Below are 15,434 nucleotides of genomic sequence, written 5' to 3'. Positions count from 1 at the left end.
AATTTAGAACGCCCGGCGTCGAGAACGAGTGCCACGAACCTGTAGGGTGCGCCGTGCGCACCGAGTGTTGGATGTGGCACGCAGCGCGCACTGCAATGGAGGCATGTTGGAGAACGGATGAACCTGGAAACCAAATGGCTGGAGGACTTCGTCGCCCTGGCCGCTACCCGCAGTTTTTCCCAGGCGGCGCAGAGACGCTTCGTCACCCAGCCGGCCTTCAGCCGGCGCATCCGCAGCCTGGAGGCGGCGCTGGGCCTGACCCTGGTCAACCGCTCGCGCACGCCGGTGGAGCTGACCGAGTCCGGCCAGCTGTTCCTGGTCACCGCGCGCAGCATGGTCGAGCAGCTCGGCGAAGTGGTGCGGCACCTGCACCATCTGGAGGGCCAGCAGGGCGAGGTGCTGCAGATCGCCGCCGCCCACTCGCTGACCCTGGGCTTCTTCCCGGAATGGATCGGCCGCCTGCGCCGCGACGGCCTGCCGCTCTCCACCCGCCTGGTGGCGACCAACGTCGGCGAGGCGGTGCATTCGTTGCGCGAGGGCAGCTGCGATCTGATCCTCGCCTACTACGACCCGGACGCGGCGATGCAGCTGACCGCCGACATCTTCCCCTCGCTGCACCTGGGCGACACGGCCATGCTGCCGGTGTGCGCGGTGGGTGAAGACGGTGCGCCGCTGTTCGATCTGGAAAGCGGCCAGACCGTGCCGCTGCTGGCCTACAGCGCCGGCGCCTTTCTCGGCCGCTCGGTGAACCAGCTGCTGCGCCAGCGCGCCCTGCGCTCGACCACGGTGTACGAGACGGCCATGGCCGACAGCCTCAAGACCATGGCCCTGCAGGGCCTCGGCGTGGCCTGGGTGCCGCGCCTGTCCGTGACCGCCGAACTGGCCCGCGGCGAGCTGGCGGTGTGTGGTGGCGAGCAGTGGCAGGTGCCGCTGGAGATCCGCCTGTACCGCTGCGTGCTGTCGCGCAAGGCGGCAATACGCCTGCTGTGGCGCAAGCTGGAGGCGGGGGTGGGGGCGGGAGAGTGAGGCTGCGGGGGTTGGGTTGGCTTTGTCGGTAGTCGGGGCAGGGATGTGAGGGCAGCGCACCGCGGAAGCGTTGTGTGTGAGGCGATTCGGGTGTGGGCGGGAGCTTGGCGGGGCACCGTACAGCGGCGGGCTGTTCGCTGCGCTCTCGAGACCGCCCTACGAGGTTCGGAGTCGCGGCCGGTTTACGGCAGGGCCGGTGTGTGTTTGCACTTGCCACAGACAGTGCACTACCGGCGTTTGGGAAGGCGTTCGGGCCAGTTCGGGAGCTTGGCGGGGCACTGGAGAGCGGCGGGCTGTTCGCTTCGCTCTCGAGACCGCCCTACAAGGTTCGGAGTTGCGGCCGGCTTACGGCAGGGTCGGTGTGTGGTTGCACTCGCCACAGGCAGTGCACTACCGGCGCGTTTGGAAGACGCTCGGGCCAGTTCGGGAGCTGGGCGGGACACCGTAGGGCGGCGGGCTGTTCGCTGCGCTCTCGAGACCGCCCTACGTGCGCAGGGTGGTCCTGGGGTGGCTCCCCTCTCCCATTTGTGGGAGAGGGGCTGGGGGAGAGGGAGGGGCCGAGCGTGCTGCCGACCGACTCGCCTGTCCCGTGAAAGAGAAGACGGAGCAAAAAACGCCCCTACAGCCCGTACTTCTTCACCTTGTCGAACAGCGTGGTCTTGGCCATGCCCAGGGCCTGGGCGGCCTGGCTGAGGTTGCCGGCGTGGCGTTCCAGGGCGGCGCCGAGCAGGTTGCGCTCGAAGGCCTCGACCGCCTCGGCGAAGCTCGCGCCGCTGCCGTCCGGCGTGGCGTCGCTCTTCTTGAACACCGGCAGGCCGAGGGCGAAGCGTTCGGCCACGTTGCGCAGTTCGCGCACGTTGCCCGGCCAGTCGTGGGCCAGCAGGGCGGCGGTGGTGGTGCGGTCGAGTTCCTGCGGCGGGCGGTCGAAGCGCAGGGCGGACTGCTGCAGGAAGTGCTGGAACAGCAGCAGGATGTCCTCGCGCCGCTCGCGCAGCGGCGGCAATTCCAGGCTGACCACGTTGAGCCGGTAGTAGAGGTCGCTGCGGAACTCGCCGCGCTTGCCCAGCTCGGCCAGGTCGGCCTTGGTCGCGGCGATCACCCGGCAGTCCACGGTGATCGGCTGGTTCGAGCCGAGGCGCTCCAGGCTGTGTTCCTGCAGCACCCGCAGCAGCTTGATCTGCAGGGCCAGCGGCATGCTCTCGATCTCGTCGAGAAACAGCGAGCCGCCGTCGGCGTGCTCGATCTTGCCGATGCGCCGCTTGCCGGCGCCGGTGAAGGCGTTGGCCTCGTGGCCGAAGATCTCGCTCTCGAACAGGCTCTCCGGCAGGCCGCCGCAGTTCAGGGCGACGAACTCCTTGTCCTGGCGCCGGCTGAAGTCGTGCAGGCAGCGGGCGACTAGCTCCTTGCCGGTGCCGGTCTCGCCCTCGATCAGCACGTTGGCGCCGGTATCGGCGACGTTGGCGATCAGCTCGCGCAGGCGCTGCATGGCCGGCGAGCGGCCGATGATGCGCTGCTCCAGGGCCTGGCGCCCGGCCAGCTGGCGGCGCAGGGCGCTGACCTCGCGGGCCAGGCCGCGCTGTTCCAGCGCGCGGCGCACCACCTCGACCAGACGCTCGGGCGAAAACGGCTTCTCGATGAAGTCGTAGGCGCCATCGCGCATGGCGCCTACGGCCATGCCGATATCGCCGTGGCCGGTGATCAGCACCACCGGCAGGCTCGCGTCGCGGCGCTTGAGCTCGGCCAGCAGTTGCAGGCCGTCCATGCCCGGCAGGCGGATGTCGCTGACGACAATGCCGGCGAAGTCGCCGTCGATGCGCGCCAACGCCTCCTCGGCGCTGCCGACGCCGGCGCTGTCGATGTCTTCCAGCTGCAGCGCCTGCTGGCAGCCGAGCAGCACGTGGGGGTCGTCCTCGACGATCAGGACGGTCAGCGCTTCAGGCATCGCGGGGCTCCTCCAGTGGCAGGTCGAGGACGAAGGCGCTGCCGCCTTCCTCCGGGTGGCGCACGGCCAGGCTGCCGCCCGCGGCCGCGGCCAGGCTGGCGGACAGGGTCAGGCCGAGGCCCAGGCCCTTCTCGCCCGGCTTGGTGGTGAAGAAGGGCTCGAACAGGTGGGCGCGCAGGTCCGGCGGGATGCCGGCGCCGCTGTCGCGCACCTCCAGGCGGTAGCTGGCGCCGTGCCGCGCGCCGCTTAGCCAGATCTCGCGGCGCGGCTGCTCGCGCAGGGCGTCCAGGGCGTTGCTCAACAGGTTGACCAGGATCTGCTCCAGGCGGGTCTGGTCGATGGCCAGGCGTGCCTCGGCGAACTCGCGGTGCAGAGTCGGGCGCTCCTGCTCGATGCGGCTGTGCAGCAGGAACAGCGCCGCCTCTACCGCCTGCTCGAGGCTGGCCTGGCCGTGATCGCCGCCGCGCCGGGCGAAGGCGCGCAGGCTGGCGGTGATGCGGCCCATGCGGTCGACCAGTTCGCCGATGGCCTGCAGGTTGCTGCCGGCGGTGTCCAGCGCGCCGCGTTCGAGGAAGCGCGCGGCGTTGGCCGAGAGGGTACGCAGGGCCGCCAGCGGCTGGTTCAGCTCGTGGGCGATGCTGGTGGACATCTGCCCGATCACCGCCAGCTTGCCGGCCTGCACCAGGCCGTCCTGGGCCTGGCGCAGGTTGGCCTCGGTCTGCTCGCGCTCGCGCACCTCGGCCTGCAGCAGGCGGTTGCTGGCGGAGAGGTCGAGGGTGCGTTCGGCGATCTTGCGTTCCAGGTCGGCGTTGGCCTGCTGCAGCGCCTCGCGGGCGGCCAGGCGGGTGGTGATCACCTTGCGCCGCTGGTTCAGCGCCAGGCCGCCGAAGATCAGCAGGGCGCAGGCCACGCCGGCCAGCAGGCCATGGCTGACGGCGGCGCTGCGCTGCTCCGCCAGCGGCGTGAGCAGGGTCAGGTGCCAGGGTGTGTCGGACAGCGCGCGGCTCTGCTGCAGATAGTCCAGCGGCCGGCCATCGGCACCGTTCAGGCGGACTTCCTCGAGGCCGCCGCCGAGGGCATGGCGGGCCAGCAGCTGCAGTTCCTCGAGCGCCGCCCAATGGTATTGCAGGCTGCGCGCCAGGCGCTCGCGACCGGCGGCGTCCAGTGGCCGCACCGACTTGAGCCGGCGCGCCGGGTCGCTGCTGAGGATGATGATGCCGTTCTCGTCGCTGACATGGGCCTCGACGCGGGCGTCGGCCCAGCGTTTCTCCAGGGCGTCCAGGCGCACCTTGACCACCGCCACGCCGATCACCCGGTCATTGCCGCGCAGGCCGTGGGCCAGGTAGTAGCCGGGCTCGCCGGTGGTGCTGCCGATGCCGTAGAAGCGCCCGGGCGCGCCCTGCACCGCCTGCTTGTAGTAGTCGCGGAACGACAGGTCCTCGCCCAGGTAGCTGTCGCGCTGGTTCCAGTTGCTGGTGGCGACCACCCGGCCGTCGATGTCGAGCACGTACACGGCCAGGCTGCCGGCGCGCCGGTTGAGGCCTTCGAGGTAGTCGTTGACGCGCTGGCGGCGATAGCGCCCGGGGGTCAGCAGCAGGCGGCTGACGTTGCTCTCCAGCTCCAGCAGGCTGGGCAGGTAGGTGTACTTGTTGATCTCGCTCTCGACCGCGCGGGCATTGAGCTCCAGCTGCCGCTCGCCGCTCTCGGCCAGGGCGCGGATGCCGGCGGCCTCGCTCAGGCGGTAGCCGGCGTAGCCGCAGCCGAGCACCAGGACGATGCCCAGCAGGGTCAGCAGGATCTGGCGAAACAGGCGTGGCTTCACGGCGAGCACGGGCGGGACGCTGGGGGAGGGGCATTGCATCACAGTCGTCCGGGGCTGGCCAGTTGGCGCCGGGGGCCGTGCCCCCGGGTATTCTCCCTAGAATCTGTTCAGGCGCTTTTGAGCTAGAGCCAGGCAAGGCGAAGCCGGGCGAGGACGCGGAGTTTACGCGTTGTAAATGAGCAGTCCGAGCCCGGGTTCAACGCAGCCTGGCCGACGATCAAGAGCGCCTGGGCAGATTCTCAGTGCTGGAGGATCTTGTTGAGGAATTGCTGGGCCCGCTCGGAGCGGGCGTTGATGTCGCCGAAGAACTCCTCCTTGGGGCAGTCCTCGACGATCCTGCCGGCGTCCATGAAGATCACCCGGTCGGCCACCTTGCGCGCGAAGCCCATCTCGTGGGTCACGCACATCATGGTCATGCCTTCGTTGGCCAGCTGCACCATGACGTCGAGCACCTCGTTGACCATCTCCGGGTCGAGCGCCGAGGTCGGCTCGTCGAACAGCATCACCACCGGATCCATGGCCAGCGCGCGGGCGATGGCCACGCGCTGCTGCTGGCCGCCGGACAGCTGACCCGGATGCTTGTGCGCATGCTCCTTGAGGCCGACGCGCTCGAGCAGCGCCAGGCCCTTTTCGGTGGCCTCGGCCTTGCTGCGGCCGAGGACCTTGATCTGGGCGATGGTGAGGTTCTCGGTGATGCTCAGGTGGGGGAACAGCTCGAAGTGCTGGAACACCATGCCGACCCGCGAACGCAGCTTGGGCAGGTTGGTGTTCTTGTCGGCGATGGAGGTGCCGTCGACCACGATGTCGCCCTTCTGGAACGGCTCGAGGGCATTGACGCACTTGATCAGGGTCGACTTGCCGGAGCCGGACGGACCGCACACCACGACCACTTCGCCCTTCTTCACCTCGGTGCTGCAATCGGTCAGCACCTGGAAGTCCCCGTACCACTTGTTGACGTTCTGGATGGAAATCATACGGCTAACCTTTTCTGCAGGAGCTTGACCAGCTGCGAGGCGGCGAAGCTGATGGTGAAGTACACGAGGCCGGCGAAGATCAGGAACTCATGGGGCTGGCCGAGGATGTCGCCACGCGAGCGGGCGGCGTTGAGGAAGTCCATCAGGCCCACGGTGTAGACCAGCGAGGTGTCCTGGAACAGGATGATGCTTTGCTGCAGCAGCAGCGGCGTCATCTTGCGGAAGGCCTGCGGCAGGATGATCAGGCGCATGGTCTGGCCGTAGCTCATGCCGAGAGCCTGGGCGGCGCCCATCTGGCCCTTGGGGATGGCCTGGATGCCGGCGCGGACGATCTCGCAGAAGTACGCCGCCTCGAACATCACGAAGGCCACCAGGCACGAGGTGAAGGCGCCGACCGGGGTGTCCTCGCCGGTGATCCAGCGCAGGATGAAGGGCACCGCGAAGTAGAACCAGGTGATCACCAGCAGCAGCGGGATGGAGCGGAAATAGTTGACGTAGGTGGCGGCGGCATTGGCCAGCAGGCGGTTGTGCGACAGCCGCGCCATGGCCAGCAGGGTGCCGAGCACCACGCCGCCGAGCACGCCCAGCACCATCAGCTGCAGGGTCATCAGCATGCCGTTCCACAGGCCCGGCAGAGCCGGGACGATAGCGGAGAAATCCATCACTTGCCCCCCACGGAAATCAGGCCGGGCACCGCGACTTTCTTCTCCACCAGGCGCATCAGCAGCATCAGGCTCATGTTCAGGGTGAAGTAGATCAGCGTGGCCAGGGTGAAGGCCTCGAACAGGTTGGCGCTGAATTCGGCGGTCTGCTTGGTCTGCGCCAGCAGCTCCATGAGGCCGATCAGCGAGGCCACCGAAGAGTTCTTGAAGATGTTGAGGAACTCGCTGGTGAGCGGCGGGATGATGATGCGGAAGGCCTGCGGCAGCAGCACGTCGCGGTAGATCTGCGGCAGGCGGAAGCCCAGCGCGTAGCCGGCGGCGAGCTGGCCCTTGGGCAGCGCCTGGATGCCGGTGCGCACCTGTTCACAGACGCGCGCGGCGGTGAACAGGCCAAGGCACACGACGACGCTGATGAAGGCCGAGGTGGCCGGCGACAGGTCCTGCTTGAACCACATCTCCAGCGGCTCGGGCAGCAGGTCCGGCACCAGGAAGTACCAGAGGAACAGCTGCACCAGCAGCGGCACGTTGCGGAACACTTCCACGTAGCAGGTGGCGATGCCGCTGATCCAGCGGTTCGGCACGGTGCGCATCACGCCGAGCAGGGAGCCCAGCGCCAGGGCGATCAGCCAGCCGGTGAGCGCGATGGCGATGGTCCAGCCCAGGCCGGTGACGAACCAGTCCAGGTAGATCTCGCTGCCGATCCCGGTGGACTTGAAGAACACGCCCCAGTCCCAGTTGTAATTCATGACGGGTTTCCCCTCGATTCGGGCCCGAACGGGCAGGGTGGACAGGAACTGGGGCCGACACGGTCCCCCGCCGCGGTTGGCGACGGTGTTCCTGTCCTAAATTGCAGGGGTGAGCGGCGCCGCTCTCGTGAAGTGGCGCCGTACCAACGGGGCTGCCTGCTCCCTCTCCCGCTTAGGGAGAGGGGAGCTAGTCCCTACGGCCGCGCTTAGATCTGCTCGGCGGCCTTGTCGGTCGGGTTGGCGATCAGCTTCTTCAGCTCGTCGCTCATCGGGAAGTTCAGGTTGAGACCCTTCGGCGGGACCGGCTTGAGGAACCACTTGTCGTAGATGGCGTTGACTTCGCCCGACTTGAAGGTGGCGACCAGCGCGTCGTCGACCACCGCCTTAAAGGCCGGGTCACCCTTGCGCACCATGCAGCCGTAGATCTCGTAGGACTGCGGGGTGCCGACCACGTGCCAGTCGGCCGGTTTCTTGGCCTTGGCCATTTCGCCGGCGAGCAGGGCGTCGTCCATCATGAAGGCCACGGCGCGGCCGGACTCCAGCATCAGGAAGGACTCGCCGTGGTCCTTGGCCGAGATGATGTTCATGCCCATCTTCTTCTCGGCGTTCATCGCCTTGAGCAGGCGCTCGGAGGTGGTGCCGGCGGTGGTCACCACGTTCTTGCCCTTGAGGTCCGGGAAGTCGGCGACGCCGGAGGTGGTCTTGGTCAGCAGGCGGGTGCCCACCTCGAAGATGCCGACGGAGAAGTCGACCTGCTGCTGGCGCTCGACGTTGTTGGTGGTGGAGCCGCACTCCAGGTCCACGGTGCCGTTCTGCACCAGCGGGATGCGGGTCTGCGAGGTCACCAGGTTGTAGCGCACCTTGAGGTCAGGCATGCCCAGCTTCTGCTTGATCGCCTCGACCGCCTTCAGCTGCAGATCGTGGGAGTAGCCCTCGGGCTGCTGCGGATCGCTGCCGAAGTAGGAGAAGGGGATGGAGGAGTCGCGATGGCCGAGGACGATGGTGCCGCTGTCCTTGATCTTCTTCAGGGTGCCGGTCAGCTCTTCGGCCAGGGCCGGGGCGCTGCACAGGGTAGCGGCCAGGGCGAAGCCGATGGCGCGGGAGAGAGTGCTCTTGGTCATGCTGATTCTCGCTGTTGTTGTTGTCCGGGCGTACCCGCTTGGCGGATGGGATGCAGACCATCCCTGCCAGAGCTAGAGCAGGGACTGTGCCAGTCAGCTTCTATCCACGTAACTTGCTGAAATATAAGAATTAAATTATCAATCAGGTGATGGCGGGGCGTGTTCTCCGTTCGGCGTGGCGAACGGAGGAGGGTGCGGCGTTCGGAAATCCGAATGAATGGCCCCTCGAGAACGGGGCCGGGAGGGATCAGCGGTTGCGCAGGAAGGCGTTGATGAAGTCGCCCTGGTTGGGCGCGTTCTCTTCGGTGGCGAAGAGGATCTTGCCGTCGCGCTCGCGCAGCTTCATGGCGGTGTCGAAGCGGCACTCCACACCCTCGATGCCGGCGGCTTCGGCCTTGAAGGCGGGCTCGTTGCGGCACAGGCTGGCCATCTGGCTGACCACTTCGCCGCAGTAGCCGGAGATGCTCAGGCGCTTCATCTGCCCGTCGTCGATGCCGCCCCAGTCGACCCGGGTCTGCAGCGGCGTGCCGCAGTCCTTCGAGGCTTCCTGGTCCAGCGCCTGCAGGCTCTCCCAGTTGGCCCTCTCGTGCTTCTGGCGATCGAAGCGGGCCAGCTTGTCCTGCACCCCTTCGCCCTTCTGTTGCTCGTAGAGGGCCAGCAGCTCGGCGGGTTTGGTTTGCTGGCTGGCCTGTTCGTCGAAGCCCAGCTGGAAGCCTTCGGTGCCCGGCAGATACAGCTGGTAGCTGTCGCCGCCCCAGTTCTGGCGCTTGAGCAGCAGGTTGTAGGCGCCGCCGTCGAGGGTGGTAGCGTAATCGCGTTCTTCGTCGCCGCGCTCGTTCACCTCGGTGAGAAACACCACCTCGTCGAGCGGATGGTTGATGCCGCTGACCTGTACCAGCGCCTGCTTGCCGTCGGCGCTGGGCGCCAGCTTGACGCTGACGCCGTTGCCGGCATCGAACACCTGGGGGTACTTGGCCAGTTCCAGGGCGTGGGCCTGGGCGGCGAGGGACAACGAGAGGGCGAGGAGAGTCAGCGTGCGCATGGCAACGTCCTTGTTGGCTGGAAAGATGACGAGTCTAGCCGCCCGTGAGCGGGCGGTCTGTGAGCCCTGCCGCTGCGCGGGCGATCAGCGCGGCAGGCGCACGGCGCTGACCAGCGGGCAGAAGATCAGCTCGTAGCAGACTTCGAGTTCGGCGCGGGGCTCGAGGGTCTCGTCGTGTACGGCGAGGGGCGCGCGGCTCTGCGGAGCGGCGGCGCAGCCGGTGAGGGCGGCGAACAGAAGGATGAGGGTCGCGGCGCGGCGCATCTTGAAAATCCTTTTCAATATGGCGGAAGGGCGCGGATTGTACGCGGATCGACGCCGGCCAGGGGTGGCGGAGTTCTCGTTTGCCGGCCCGCTCGTCGCGAACGTCTGGGCAGCTGCAAACAGCTTGTTACGTCTGTGCGGACGGACGGCAACGGCAAAGGCGCGACACCCGTGGCTTTGCGGTATACTGCGCCGCCTCCGGGCCACCTGGCCCGACTCCTCACATGACAAGCCACGCCGAATGCGTGGCTTGTTGGTTTTTGTCGCGCCGACAGGCGCCCGAGCTAGAGGCAAAACGATGAGCGCACTGGTTGGCGTGATCATGGGTTCCAAGTCGGACTGGAGTACCCTCAGTCACACCGCAGACATGCTGGAAAAGCTGGGCATTCCCTACGAGGTGAAGGTGGTTTCCGCCCACCGCACCCCGGACCTGCTGTTCCAGTACGCCGAAGCAGCCGAGAGCCGCGGCATCCAGGTGATCATCGCCGGCGCCGGTGGCGCCGCCCACCTGCCGGGCATGTGCGCCGCCAAGACCCACCTGCCGGTGCTCGGTGTGCCGGTGCAGTCCGCCGTGCTATCCGGCGTCGACTCGCTGCTGTCCATCGTGCAGATGCCGGCCGGCATCCCGGTCGCCACCCTGGCCATCGGCAAGGCCGGTGCGATCAACGCCGCCCTGCTGGCCGCCAGCATCCTCGGTCACCAGCACCCGCAGTTCCACGCCAAGCTCAAGCAGTTCCGCGACGAGCAGACGCAGACCGTGCTGGACAATCCGGACCCCCGCGAAGCCTGAACAAGAGACTTCCCGCAATGAAGATCGGTGTAATCGGTGGCGGCCAGCTGGGCCGCATGATGGCCCTGGCGGGCACCCCGCTGGGCATGGACTTCGCCTTCCTCGACCCGGCGCCGGACGCCTGCGCCCAGGCTCTGGGCGAGCACATCCGCGCCGATTACGGCGACCAGGACCACCTGCGCCAGCTGGCCGACGAAGTGGACCTGGTGACCTTCGAGTTCGAGAGCGTACCGGCCGAGACGGTGGCCTTCCTCTCCCAGTTCGTGCCGGTCTACCCGAGTGCCGAGGCGCTGCGCATCGCCCGTGATCGCTGGTTCGAGAAGTCCATGTTCAAGGACCTCGGCATCCCGACGCCCGAGTTCGCCGACATCCAGTCCCAGGCCGACCTGGACGCCGCAGTGTCCGCCATCGGCCTGCCGGCGGTGATGAAGACCCGCACCCTGGGCTACGACGGCAAGGGCCAGAAGGTCCTGCGCAAGGCGGAAGACGTGGTCGGCGCCTTCGCCGAGCTGGGCAGCGTGCCCTGCATCCTCGAGGGCTTCGTGCCCTTCACCGGCGAGGTCTCGCTGGTGGCCGTGCGCGCCCGCGACGGCGAGACGCGCTTCTACCCGCTGGTGCACAACCGCCACGACAGCGGCGTGCTGGCCCTGTCCATCGCCAGCACCGATCACCCGCTGCAGGCGCTGGCCGAGGACTACGTCGGCCGCGTGCTGACCAAGCTCGATTACGTGGGCGTGCTGGCCTTCGAGTTCTTCGAGGTCGACGGCGGCCTCAAGGCCAACGAGATCGCCCCGCGCGTGCACAACTCCGGGCACTGGACCATCGAAGGCGCCGAGTGCAGCCAGTTCGAGAACCACCTGCGCGCCGTGGCCGGCCTGCCGCTGGGTTCCACCGCCAAGGTGGGCGAGAGCGCCATGCTTAACTTCCTCGGCGCGGTGCCGGACGTGGCCAAGGTCAGCGCCATCGCCGACTGCCACCTGCACCACTACGGCAAGGCGTTCAAGGCCGGGCGCAAGGTCGGCCACGCCACCCTGCGCTGCCGGGACATGGCCACCCTGAAGGCGCGCATCGCCGAGGTCGAGGCGCTGATCAAGGGCTGAACCCTGCCGCTTCGTTCGAGGTCACAAACGAGGCGTGCCACTGGCGCGCCTTGTGCGTTTCTGGGCTTCGAAGGAGTACGACAATGAGCATCATCGGCACCCTTTTCATCGGCCTGATCGTCGGTCTGGTCGCGCGCTTTCTCAAGCCCGGCGACGACAGCATGGGCTGGATCCTGACCATCCTGCTGGGCATCGGCGGCTCCCTGGCGGCGACCTACGGCGGCCAGGCCCTGGGCATCTACGAGGCCGGCGAGACCGCCGGATTCATCGGTGCGGTGGTCGGCGCCATTCTCCTGCTGATCGTCGTCGGCCTGGTCCGCCGCGACTGACGTGCGTGCGCCGAGCCGGTAGGCTAGACGCCATTCACCGCCACGAGACCGACCATGCGCCGCCTGCTGTTCGCCCTGTTGCTGCTGCCCCTGCTGACCCACGCTGAGCCGGCCGAGCTGGACTGGCTGGAGCTGATGCCGCCCGAAGATCGCCAGGCCCTGGAGGCCATGCCGGAGATCAGCCACGACAGCCCCGAGGCGGCCGGCACCTTCGGTCAGCAGGGCGGGCTCAAGCAGGAACAGGGCCTGCCGGCGGTGATGTACTCGAAGAAGACGGTGGCGCGCCTGAATGGCAGGCAGATTCGACTGGGCGGCTATCCCGTGCCGCTCGAGAGCGACGCCGAGGGCAAGAGCACGCTTCTGTTCCTGGTGCCCTACCCGGGCGCCTGCATCCACGTGCCGCCGCCGCCGCCGAACCAGATCGTGCTGGTGCGCTATCCCGAGGGCATCGCCCTGGACGATATCTACGAGCCGCTGTGGGTCGACGGCACCCTGCGCGTCGAGGCGGTCGCGAACGACCTGGCCGAGGCCTCCTACGCGCTGGACGCCAGCTCGGTGCGTCTGGTGGAGGAAAGCGACCTGTAGGGTGCGCCGCGCAGCACCCACTGGGCACCGTCGGTGCGCAAGGCGCACCCTTGGGTGAGGCGTCGCTCGTAAGGGTGCGCTGCGCGCACCGGCCGCACTAGATCCTCACTCGCTCCACAGGCTGACGCCCAGGCTGTGGCTCTCGCCGGGCGCCAGCTCCACGCAATCGTCCCAGACATTGGCCGTCTCGATGCACAGCATGCGCTGCCAGGCATCGTCGGCGAAGGCGGACAGGCGTTGCGCCTTGTCGATCCAGGGATTCCACAGGATGGCCGAGCGCGAGTGGCGGGTCTCCAGCAGCAGGTCGCGGTTCCAGCCGGCGTCGTGCAGGCGCAGGCGCGACGGCACGTCGAGGTAGATGCGGTCGGTCTCGCCGGTGAAGCGCAGCGCGCCCTGTTGGTGGCGCTCCTGCCAGTCTTCCAGCGTCTCGATGTAGCGGCAGCCGTCTAGGCCCTGCACCTCCACCTGATGGATGTCGCTGATGGCGAAGTAACTGTGCAGCGCCTGGCTTAGGGCCAGCGGCGCGTCGCCCAGGTTGCGGCTGGTCAGGTCCAGGTGCAGGCGTTCGTCCAGGCGGATATCCAGGCGCAGCTCGGCGGCATGCGGCCAGTCCGGTAGCGGGTTCTGCCGGGTGTCGAAACTGAAGCCGAGGTGTACGCCGCCGTCGCGTTCGTCGATGCCCTGTAGCTGCCAGTCCAGCCCGCGCACGCCGCCGTGGAAGGGTGCCTCGCCCGGGTTGGCGTGCTGCGCCTGCAGCGCCGGCGGGTTGCGGCCCAGGTCGCCGAACCAGGGCCAGCACACCGGCACGCCGCCGCGCACCGACTGGCGGCGCTGGTAGGCGGCCTGTTCGCTGAGCCAGATCAGCGGCGGCTGCTCGCCGCGCTGGTAGCTCAGCACTTGGGCGCCCTGCTGCGCCACCAGCAGCTCGGCCTCGCCCAGGCGCACGCGCCAGCAGGTCAGTTCGTCCAGTTCGATGCGTTCAATCTGTGCCTGGCTCATCGTGTTCTCCCTGAAGTCCTGGGGCATTTGACTCCAGCGAAGCGAAAAAGACCAAGTCGAATGCAAGACGCCGACTCGAGGTCGGCGTCGTCTGGCGCGGGGTGGTGCTTCAGCCGCGGCGGGGCGGGACCGGGCGGGTGCGGCCGCTGCCGTCGATGGCGACGAACACGAACACCGCCTCGGTGACCTTGCGCCACTCGCTGGACAGCGGGTCGTCGCTCCATACCTCGACCAGCATCTGGATCGAGCTGCGGCCGATCTCCAGGGTCTGGGTATAAAAGGAGAGCTGGGCGCCCACGGCCACCGGCACCAGGAAGGCCATGCGGTCGATGGCCACGGTGGCGACTCGGCCGCCGGCTACCTTGCTGGCCATGGCGGTGCCGGCCAGGTCCATCTGCGAGACCAGCCAGCCGCCATAGATGTCGCCGAAACCGTTGGTCTCGCGCGGCAGGGCGGTGATCTGCAGGGCCAGATCGCCCTGGGGGATGGGGTCTTCCTGTTCGAGTTCGATCATCTTGCTGCGCCCGGGGTGGATTCTTGTCGTTGGCTGGCCGCGGCCCTGCGGCAGGGGCCGAGCGCAGTATATAGAGGCGCGGAGCAAAGGACGACCCGTCGACGCGCGACCGCGTGGTTGCGTTGAGCAGGCGCCGCCGCCCGATTCGCGACGGAACAGTCGCTGCCCCCGCGGCCGATTTGCTATGTTGCGCCAGCCTCATCCATACCTATAACGAAGCCCCCTATGTCTGCCGAGCATGCCAGCCCTGCGCCCGCGGCGCGCCCCCTGAACCGCAGCGACTACAAGACCCTCTCGCTTTCCGCCCTGGGCGGTGCGCTGGAGTTCTACGACTTCATCATCTTCGTGTTCTTCGCCGCCGTGGTCGGCAAGCTGTTCTTCCCCGCCGAGATGCCGGAATGGCTGCGCCAGCTGCAGACCTTCGGCATCTTCGCCGCCGGCTACCTGGCGCGGCCCCTGGGCGGCATCGTCATGGCTCACTTCGGCGATCTGCTCGGGCGCAAGCGCATGTTCACCCTGAGCATCTTCCTGATGGCGGTGCCGACCCTGCTGATGGGCCTGCTGCCGACCTACGCGCAGATCGGCATCTGGGCGCCGCTGGCGCTGCTGGCCCTGCGCGTGATGCAGGGCGCGGCCATCGGCGGCGAGGTGCCGGGCGCCTGGGTGTTCGTCGCCGAGCACGTGCCGGAAAAGCGCATCGGCTTCGCCTGCAGCACGCTGACCGCGGGCCTGACCGCCGGCATTCTGCTCGGCTCGCTGGCCGCCAGCGCGATCAACCGCGTCTTCACGCCCGAGGAAATCGCCGACTACGCCTGGCGTATTCCCTTCCTGATCGGCGGCGTGTTCGGCTTGGTGTCCGTCTACCTGCGCCGCTGGCTGCACGAAACCCCGGTGTTCGCCGAGCTGCAGCTGCGCCAGTCGCTGGCCGCCGAGCTGCCGCTCAAGGCGGTGATACGCGAGCATCGCCCGGCGGTGTTGCTGTCGATGTTGCTGACCTGGGTGTTGTCGGCCGGCATCGTCGTGGTGATCCTGATGACCCCGACCCTGCTGCAGACCCAGCACGGCTTCAGCCCGGCCGACACCCTGGCGGCCAACGGCGTGGCCATCGTCTGCCTGAGCATCGGCTGCGTGCTGGCTGGCCTGGCCGCCGACCGCTTCGGCGCCGGACGCACCTTCCTGGTCGGCGGCGCGCTGCTGCTGGCCACGTCCTCGCTGTTCTACACGACCGTGAAGACCCAGCCGGACCTGCTGATGCCGCTGTACGCCTTGGCCGGCCTGTGCGTGGGCATGATCGGCGCCATCCCCATGGTGATGGTCAAGGCGTTCCCGGCGGTGGTGCGCTTCTCCGGGCTGTCGTTCTCCTACAACCTGGCCTACGCCATCTTCGGCGGCCTGACGCCGATCCTGGTCAGCCTGCTGCTGAAGTGGAGCCCACTGGGCCCGGCCTACTACGTCGGCGCCTTGTGCCTGCTGTTCATGGCGACCGGGCTCTACCTGTTCCGGCAGCAGCGCTGAGGC

Annotated in this window: 16 protein-coding genes; 6 read left to right on the top strand and 10 right to left on the bottom strand. The window is 68.0% G+C overall.

The window, feature by feature from the left end:
- Positions 1 to 117 precede the first annotated feature (117 nt).
- Positions 118 to 1,026, top strand: a complete 909-nt coding sequence (locus NF616_RS13160) for a LysR substrate-binding domain-containing protein (RefSeq protein WP_252273738.1) — start codon at positions 118 to 120, stop codon at positions 1,024 to 1,026.
- A gap of 619 nt (positions 1,027 to 1,645) precedes the next feature.
- On the opposite strand, the gene aauR is transcribed toward NF616_RS13160, so the two are convergent.
- From aauR to NF616_RS13120, 8 genes are all read right to left on the bottom strand, one after another.
- The gene (gene aauR / locus NF616_RS13155) at positions 1,646 to 2,968 is read right to left on the bottom strand and encodes a two-component response regulator AauR (RefSeq protein WP_286675047.1); all 1,323 of its coding nucleotides are present in this window, start codon (positions 2,966 to 2,968) and stop codon (positions 1,646 to 1,648) included.
- Positions 2,961 to 4,829, bottom strand: coding sequence for a sensor histidine kinase (locus NF616_RS13150; RefSeq protein WP_252273737.1), 1,869 nt, complete (start codon positions 4,827 to 4,829; stop codon positions 2,961 to 2,963). The genes aauR and NF616_RS13150 overlap by 8 nt, the downstream gene beginning before the upstream one ends.
- Before the next feature lie 200 nt (positions 4,830 to 5,029).
- A complete protein-coding gene (locus tag NF616_RS13145; RefSeq protein ID WP_252273736.1) occupies positions 5,030 to 5,764 on the bottom strand; it encodes an amino acid ABC transporter ATP-binding protein in 735 nt (244 codons plus the stop codon).
- Entirely contained in the window at positions 5,761 to 6,429 is a 669-nt protein-coding gene (locus tag NF616_RS13140) for an amino acid ABC transporter permease (RefSeq protein ID WP_252273735.1), read from the bottom strand. Before NF616_RS13140 ends, NF616_RS13145 begins: the two co-directional genes overlap by 4 nt.
- Positions 6,426 to 7,172: an amino acid ABC transporter permease gene (locus NF616_RS13135; RefSeq protein WP_252273734.1), complete on the bottom strand. Its 747-nt coding sequence runs from the start codon at positions 7,170 to 7,172 to the stop codon at positions 6,426 to 6,428. The genes NF616_RS13140 and NF616_RS13135 overlap by 4 nt, the downstream gene beginning before the upstream one ends.
- Before the next feature lie 206 nt (positions 7,173 to 7,378).
- Positions 7,379 to 8,293: a glutamate/aspartate ABC transporter substrate-binding protein gene (locus tag NF616_RS13130; protein ID WP_252273733.1), complete on the bottom strand. Its 915-nt coding sequence runs from the start codon at positions 8,291 to 8,293 to the stop codon at positions 7,379 to 7,381.
- A 247-nt stretch (positions 8,294 to 8,540) separates the two neighbouring features.
- Positions 8,541 to 9,335 carry a hypothetical protein gene (locus tag NF616_RS13125; protein WP_252273732.1) on the bottom strand — a complete coding sequence of 265 codons (795 nt, stop codon included), beginning with the start codon at positions 9,333 to 9,335 and terminating at the stop codon, positions 8,541 to 8,543.
- 84 nt (positions 9,336 to 9,419) lie between these two features.
- Positions 9,420 to 9,599: a hypothetical protein gene (locus NF616_RS13120; RefSeq protein WP_252273731.1), complete on the bottom strand. Its 180-nt coding sequence runs from the start codon at positions 9,597 to 9,599 to the stop codon at positions 9,420 to 9,422.
- A gap of 298 nt (positions 9,600 to 9,897) precedes the next feature.
- On the opposite strand from NF616_RS13120, the gene purE reads away from it, so the two are divergent.
- The 4 genes from purE to NF616_RS13100 all read left to right on the top strand — a co-directional run bounded on the left by purE (position 9,898) and on the right by NF616_RS13100 (position 12,403).
- Positions 9,898 to 10,389 carry a 5-(carboxyamino)imidazole ribonucleotide mutase gene (gene purE / locus NF616_RS13115; RefSeq protein WP_252273730.1) on the top strand — a complete coding sequence of 164 codons (492 nt, stop codon included), beginning with the start codon at positions 9,898 to 9,900 and terminating at the stop codon, positions 10,387 to 10,389.
- Between the two features lie 17 nt (positions 10,390 to 10,406).
- Positions 10,407 to 11,489, top strand: coding sequence for a 5-(carboxyamino)imidazole ribonucleotide synthase (locus tag NF616_RS13110; RefSeq protein ID WP_252273729.1), 1,083 nt, complete (start codon positions 10,407 to 10,409; stop codon positions 11,487 to 11,489).
- A gap of 83 nt (positions 11,490 to 11,572) precedes the next feature.
- Positions 11,573 to 11,818, top strand: coding sequence for a GlsB/YeaQ/YmgE family stress response membrane protein (locus tag NF616_RS13105; RefSeq protein WP_252273728.1), 246 nt, complete (start codon positions 11,573 to 11,575; stop codon positions 11,816 to 11,818).
- Between the two features lie 54 nt (positions 11,819 to 11,872).
- Positions 11,873 to 12,403: a DUF3299 domain-containing protein gene (locus tag NF616_RS13100; RefSeq protein ID WP_252273727.1), complete on the top strand. Its 531-nt coding sequence runs from the start codon at positions 11,873 to 11,875 to the stop codon at positions 12,401 to 12,403.
- A gap of 105 nt (positions 12,404 to 12,508) precedes the next feature.
- Here NF616_RS13100 and NF616_RS13095 read toward each other — a convergent pair whose 3' ends face one another.
- Both NF616_RS13095 and NF616_RS13090 read right to left on the bottom strand, forming a co-directional pair.
- Positions 12,509 to 13,402, bottom strand: a complete 894-nt coding sequence (locus NF616_RS13095) for a D-hexose-6-phosphate mutarotase (RefSeq protein WP_252273726.1) — start codon at positions 13,400 to 13,402, stop codon at positions 12,509 to 12,511.
- A gap of 109 nt (positions 13,403 to 13,511) precedes the next feature.
- Positions 13,512 to 13,916 (bottom strand): acyl-CoA thioesterase, encoded by a 405-nt coding sequence (locus NF616_RS13090; RefSeq protein WP_252273725.1) that lies wholly within the window; start codon positions 13,914 to 13,916, stop codon positions 13,512 to 13,514.
- Between the two features lie 225 nt (positions 13,917 to 14,141).
- Between NF616_RS13090 and NF616_RS13085 the strand changes: the two genes are divergently transcribed.
- Positions 14,142 to 15,431 (top strand): MFS transporter, encoded by a 1,290-nt coding sequence (locus tag NF616_RS13085; protein WP_252273724.1) that lies wholly within the window; start codon positions 14,142 to 14,144, stop codon positions 15,429 to 15,431.
- Positions 15,432 to 15,434: the final 3 nt, after the last annotated feature.

Origin of the sequence: Pseudomonas subflava (genome assembly GCF_023823685.1) — a bacterium.
Classification (GTDB): Bacteria; Pseudomonadota; Gammaproteobacteria; order Pseudomonadales; family Pseudomonadaceae; genus Aquipseudomonas; species Aquipseudomonas subflava.
Note: the sequence above shows the minus strand (reverse complement) of the source record. Positions and strands in the feature narration are given on the sequence as shown.

Coding starts and splice junctions, on each gene's coding strand:
- NF616_RS13145 (WP_252273736.1), bottom strand. CDS start 5,764: ATGATTTCCATCCAGAACGTCAACAAGTGGTACGGGGACTTCCAGGTG.
- NF616_RS13110 (WP_252273729.1), top strand. CDS start 10,407: ATGAAGATCGGTGTAATCGGTGGCGGCCAGCTGGGCCGCATGATGGCC.
- NF616_RS13135 (WP_252273734.1), bottom strand. CDS start 7,172: ATGAATTACAACTGGGACTGGGGCGTGTTCTTCAAGTCCACCGGGATC.
- NF616_RS13095 (WP_252273726.1), bottom strand. CDS start 13,402: ATGAGCCAGGCACAGATTGAACGCATCGAACTGGACGAACTGACCTGC.
- NF616_RS13105 (WP_252273728.1), top strand. CDS start 11,573: ATGAGCATCATCGGCACCCTTTTCATCGGCCTGATCGTCGGTCTGGTC.
- NF616_RS13085 (WP_252273724.1), top strand. CDS start 14,142: ATGTCTGCCGAGCATGCCAGCCCTGCGCCCGCGGCGCGCCCCCTGAAC.
- aauR (WP_286675047.1), bottom strand. CDS start 2,968: ATGCCTGAAGCGCTGACCGTCCTGATCGTCGAGGACGACCCCCACGTG.
- NF616_RS13150 (WP_252273737.1), bottom strand. CDS start 4,829: ATGCAATGCCCCTCCCCCAGCGTCCCGCCCGTGCTCGCCGTGAAGCCA.
- NF616_RS13160 (WP_252273738.1), top strand. CDS start 118: ATGAACCTGGAAACCAAATGGCTGGAGGACTTCGTCGCCCTGGCCGCT.
- NF616_RS13130 (WP_252273733.1), bottom strand. CDS start 8,293: ATGACCAAGAGCACTCTCTCCCGCGCCATCGGCTTCGCCCTGGCCGCT.
- NF616_RS13100 (WP_252273727.1), top strand. CDS start 11,873: ATGCGCCGCCTGCTGTTCGCCCTGTTGCTGCTGCCCCTGCTGACCCAC.
- purE (WP_252273730.1), top strand. CDS start 9,898: ATGAGCGCACTGGTTGGCGTGATCATGGGTTCCAAGTCGGACTGGAGT.
- NF616_RS13120 (WP_252273731.1), bottom strand. CDS start 9,599: ATGCGCCGCGCCGCGACCCTCATCCTTCTGTTCGCCGCCCTCACCGGC.
- NF616_RS13125 (WP_252273732.1), bottom strand. CDS start 9,335: ATGCGCACGCTGACTCTCCTCGCCCTCTCGTTGTCCCTCGCCGCCCAG.
- NF616_RS13090 (WP_252273725.1), bottom strand. CDS start 13,916: ATGATCGAACTCGAACAGGAAGACCCCATCCCCCAGGGCGATCTGGCC.